This window comes from Streptomyces sp. NPDC050388 (assembly GCF_040655635.1).
Taxonomy (GTDB): Bacteria; Actinomycetota; Actinomycetes; order Streptomycetales; family Streptomycetaceae; genus Streptomyces.
In genome coordinates this window covers 1-3,201 of sequence record NZ_JBFAKH010000223.1, presented here as the reverse complement: position 1 = coordinate 3,201, position 3,201 = coordinate 1, and the positions used below count along the sequence as shown (strand labels likewise).

General features: G+C 70.5%; 4 protein-coding genes and 2 pseudogenes. 3 read left to right on the top strand and 3 right to left on the bottom strand.

All coding sequences use genetic code 11. From position 1 onward, the window contains the following. Positions 1 to 536 (top strand): NAD(P)H-dependent oxidoreductase (locus AB0I73_RS40875; RefSeq protein WP_363045448.1); only part of this gene is annotated, 536 nt, incomplete at its 5' end. A 375-nt stretch (positions 537 to 911) separates the two neighbouring features. Continuing rightward, positions 912 to 1,712: an alpha/beta fold hydrolase gene (locus tag AB0I73_RS40870; RefSeq protein WP_363045449.1), complete on the top strand. Its 801-nt coding sequence runs from the start codon at positions 912 to 914 to the stop codon at positions 1,710 to 1,712. 87 nt (positions 1,713 to 1,799) lie between these two features. Here the strand turns inward: AB0I73_RS40870 and AB0I73_RS40865 are convergent, their stop codons facing one another. Next, complete coding sequence (locus tag AB0I73_RS40865; RefSeq protein WP_363045447.1) at positions 1,800 to 1,928, bottom strand: hypothetical protein; 129 nt, start codon at positions 1,926 to 1,928, stop codon at positions 1,800 to 1,802. A gap of 62 nt (positions 1,929 to 1,990) precedes the next feature. Between AB0I73_RS40865 and AB0I73_RS40860 the strand changes: the two genes are divergently transcribed. Then, the gene (locus AB0I73_RS40860; protein ID WP_363045446.1) at positions 1,991 to 2,143 is read left to right on the top strand and encodes a hypothetical protein; all 153 of its coding nucleotides are present in this window, start codon (positions 1,991 to 1,993) and stop codon (positions 2,141 to 2,143) included. A 103-nt stretch (positions 2,144 to 2,246) separates the two neighbouring features. Here the strand turns inward: AB0I73_RS40860 and AB0I73_RS40855 are convergent. Together AB0I73_RS40855 and AB0I73_RS40850 are read right to left on the bottom strand one after the other, a co-directional pair. Then, positions 2,247 to 2,954: pseudogene (locus tag AB0I73_RS40855) on the bottom strand (2OG-Fe(II) oxygenase family protein); the annotation flags it as partial. Continuing rightward, positions 2,929 to 3,138: pseudogene (locus AB0I73_RS40850) on the bottom strand (transposase); the annotation flags it as partial. The pseudogenes AB0I73_RS40855 and AB0I73_RS40850, both read right to left, overlap by 26 nt. Between the last annotated feature and the right edge of the window lie 63 nt (positions 3,139 to 3,201).

Sequence of the window (3,201 nt, the reverse complement as noted above, 5' to 3'; positions counted from 1 at the left end):
CGGAGAAGGCCGGCGCCGAGGTCCGCCTGCTCAAGGCCGCCGAGCTGGCCCCGCAGGCCGCGATCGACTCCAACCCGGCCTGGGCCGCCAACGCCAACGCCACCGCCGACATCCCGGTCGCCACCCCGGCCGACATCGAGTGGGCCGACGCCGTGATCTTCGGTTCCCCCACCCGCTTCGGCAACATCGCCTCGCAGCTCAAGCAGTTCATCGACACCCTCGGCGGCCTGTGGGCCCAGGGCAAGCTCGCCGACAAGGTCTACAGCGGCTTCACCGCCACCTCCACCGCCCACGGCGGCCAGGAGTCCACCCTGCTGGCGCTCTACAACTCCGTCCACCACTTCGGCGGCATCCTCGTGGCCCCCGGCTACACCGACCCCGCCAAGTTCGCCGACGGCAACCCCTACGGCACCTCCCACGTCGACGCCCAGGGCAACAACCCGGTCGACGACACCACCCGCACCGCCGCCCGCGTCCAGGCCGAGCGCGTCGTCAAGATCGCTTCCGGTCTCAAGGCAGGCCTCGCCGCCGCCTGAGCCGGCTCCTTCTCCGGGAGCGGGCCGGAGCCCGGCCCGTCGGCCGCACAACGGGGTGCGGCCGACGGGCCGTCACGGATCCGGCCGAGCCGCGCCCAGCCGGCGGACAGGTCCCCGAGCGGCACCGGCTTTCCCTGTGCACCGCCGCTTCTGCACCGGCGCGAGCCGTCGGGACGTTCCCGGGGGCCGCACGATCGCACGGAGCCCATCCTTGACTCGCCGGGGAAGGACACGGAAGAGAGGTCTTGTGATGAGCGGACCGGTCAGTACGGTCGATGCGCCTGCCGATCAGACGGCGTTGCGGCAAGATCGTGTCAAGACCCAGCTCACAGGTCTGGCGGTCAACCCGGCCATCCGCGGGAGGAATCAGTGGCTATCACCTCGGTCAACGGCATACAGGTGGGGTACGAGGACGAGGGCAGCGGCGAGCCTGTACTGCTGATCCACGGTCACCCCTTCGACCGGACCCTGTGGGAGCCGCAGCTGGTGAAGTTCGCCGGGCCTCTGCACCGGCTGATCGTGCCGGATCTGCGCGGTTTCGGCGAGACCACCGTCGTCCCCGGAAAGACTCGCTGGGAGGAGTACGCCCGTGACCTCGCTGCCCTGCTCGACCATCTGGGCGTGGGCTCCGCGGTGGTCGGTGGGATCTCCATGGGAGGACAGCTCGCCCTGGAGTTCTACCGACTGTTCCCCGAACGGGTGCGTGCCTTGCTCATCGCGGACTCGTTCGCTCAGACCGACACCGAGGAGAAGCGGGCCTGGCGGTACGAGACCGCCGATCGGCTGGAGGCCGAGGGGATGGCCGGGTACGCCGATGAGGTCCTCACCTCGATGGTGGCGCCCTACAACGTCGAGGCCCAGCCCGCAGTGGCCGAACACGTGCTGCGCATGATGCGCGGGGCGCCGCCGGAGGGTGCGGCCGTGGCGCTGCGCAGCCGCGCCGAACGGCCGGATTACACCGGAATGCTCGATCGGATCGCCGTTCCCGCTTTGGTCGTGGTCGGCCGGGACGATTCGTTCACCACCGTCCAGGACGCGGAGTTGCTCCGGCAGCGGATCCCCGACGCGACCCTCGCGGTTGTCGACGGGGCCGGGCACCTGCCCAATCTGGAGCGCGCCGGGGATTTCAACGAGGTCCTCGCCGGTTTCCTCGCCCGGCTCCCCTCGCTGCCGTAACGTGTGCCGCTCGAAAAGACATCGTCACCGGTCAAGTGATGCAGCGGTATTCGCCGATCACGCCGTCGAGGATCCGGGTCCGCAGCATCAGGCGGGCGTTGTGATGTCGCTGCAGGCAGCCAGGACCTGGCGGGCGTGGGTCCCGGTCACGGTCAGGACGTGACCGAGGGCCTCGCGCCGGATGCCGCCGGTGATCCTCTCGCCGTGGGCGTTCATCCGCGGAGCCCGTGGCGCGCTCTTGACGACGTCCGGTTCCTCGGCTCGGCGAGCCGGAGGCGGTGCACACCGAACACGAGCGCGTCCTCCAAGCCCTGCGCGGCCACTCGGCCGAGGTGGCGCCCGCCGAGATGCGCGCGCACCTTCAGAGAGGCCTGGAGCAGCGCCTTCACACGCTCGTCGACGGGGACGGGGGCGGGGACGCCGGCCGGTGAACGCCCCGCCGGGGACGGGTCACACCTCGTCCCCGGCGAGCTGCCGGCTGTCGTCCACCGGGCCACCCGGCACGTACGGCATGGAGCAGGACCGGCCGGTGCCTCACGCCCCGACGAGTCCGGGATGGTGGCGGCGAGCGACCTCGGGGTGGGCGCGGAGCCAGCCTTTGAGTTCGTTGCGGCCGTACTCGGCGAACAGCGGGTTGGCCGGATCCCGCGTCGCGCCTGGTGCCAGGTGGGCGTTCGGGAAGGGCACCGGCTCGATGCGCGCGTCCAGGCGCGGGTTGTAGAAGAAGGGCACCGAGAACCGCTCACGGGTGCCTGGGGGGCTCACGACGCGATGGTTGGTGGCCTTGAGGCAGCCGTTGGTGGCCACCTCCAGCAATTCCCCGAGATTGACCACGAACGCGCCGGGCAGCGGAGGCACTTCGCGGAAGGTTCCGTCCGATCGCTGTACCTGCAGGCCGCCCACGTCGTCCTGGAGAAGCAGAGTGAGGAAGCCGTAGTCCTTGTGCGCGCCGACCCCTTGATCGTTCCCGCCCGGGGCCCGGCCAGGGTAGCGGACCAACTCGAGGTGCAGCTACGGCCGTTCGGCGAAGGCGGGTGCGTAGAAACCGGACGGGGCTCCGACGGCGGTCAGTAGTTCGCGGAGCAGCCGGTCCGCCACCTCGGACAATCGGTCGATCGAGTTCAGGGCGACGGCGCGTAGTTCCGGCAGGGCCGCGGGCCACTGATGGGGACCTTCGAGCCACCAGAACGACGGCTCACCGGGACCCGGTATCGGCGTGAAGCTTTCCCGGCTTGCGCCGACGGGGTCCCCGTCGGGATCGGATGGGAGGGATGCCCTTGACGAGTGGGGTCAGGGCCTGGCTGTCGTGGAGGTTGGCGCCGGAGATTCCGACGGACGGGGGCAGACCGGTCCGTTCGGTGATCAGGTGGATCTTCGACCCGTACTTGCCCCGGTCCACAGACATCCCACGCGGTTGGCGCGTCAAGCGGCCTGAGCGGGGACCTCTGCCGGCGGCTGGTTGGGGAAGGCCTTCGCCTCGTCGTAGGGC